Here is a 1027-nt window from a genome sequence, read left to right as displayed (position 1 = left end):
CCTGCCTTGAGCAGGGCGTTTGCCATGACGATGAGCTTTCGCATGATGGCGGTGATGGCGACTTTTGCTGGTTTTCCAGCGCCGACGAGTTGGTCGTATTTGGCCTTGAGATCGGGATTGAAACGCATGGCGACCAAGGCCGGCATGTAAAGTGCCTGGCGGACGTTGGCGCGTCCGCCCCGGATGAAAGCCTTCCCGGTCCAGCGCCCTGATTGTCTTGCGACCGGCGCCAGGCCGGAAAGACTGGCGGCCTGTCCGGCTTCCATGGCACCGAGTTCGGGCATCTCGATCAGCAGGACAAAAGCGGTCAGGCGAGCGACACCCGGAATGCTGACCAAGATGTCGAAGCGGCGGGCAAGTTCGGCATCGCCCTGGATGCGGCTTTTGATCTCGGCCTCGATGGCGGTCATCTGCCGTTCGATATGCCTCAGGCGCTCGGCGCTCTGACGCTTGAGCACAGTCAGGCTGGCGGCCTTGCTGCGGTTCTTTGCCGCCGTGCGATCCTTGACCAGTGCCTGGCGAGCAAGGTGCAACTGCTTCAACTCGGCAATGATTGCGGTGTGCGCGGGGCGAACCTCCAACTGGAGAAGCGCCCCCATCCGGGCCAGTAGGGCCGCATCCAGGCGGTCGGTCTTGGCCAATTTTCCGGTGGCTTCGGCAAAGCGCCGGGCCTGCCGGGGATTGACTTTCGCAACCGGCAATCCCGCCTTGGCCAGGGCACGTTCAAGGGCGCCGTGGTAAGGGCCGGTCGGCTCGAAGACGACCCGGCTTGCACCCGTGCCGATCCAGCCAATCAGGGCCTTGAAGCCAGCCTTGTCGTTGGCGAACCGATGCCCATCGCCATCCGGATGGCGATGGGCATCGAGGAAATCTTTCGATACGTCGATGCCAATGGTAGTCTCAGTCATCTTTTCCGCGCCTCTGCTTGTCATCCGGGGCAAAACCCCTGGTATCCGTTCAGGCCAATGGAAAAGACGAGGGCGATCAGACTCTAACTCGGCCCATCAAACGGCCAGCGTTTTCTCGA

1 protein-coding gene is annotated in these 1027 nt (G+C 61.9%); it reads right to left on the bottom strand.

Features of this window, described 5'->3' with window-relative positions; genetic code table 11:
- Window positions 1-908, bottom strand: a 908-nt coding sequence (locus tag FHS48_RS19875; RefSeq protein WP_184266750.1) for an IS110 family RNA-guided transposase, incomplete at its 3' end; no start/stop codon positions are given.
- Window positions 909-1027: the final 119 nt, after the last annotated feature.

The organism is Novispirillum itersonii, assembly GCF_014205675.1.
Taxonomy (GTDB): Bacteria; Pseudomonadota; Alphaproteobacteria; order Rhodospirillales; family Rhodospirillaceae; genus Novispirillum; species Novispirillum itersonii_A.
This window is presented reverse-complemented; position numbering and strand designations above follow the sequence as displayed.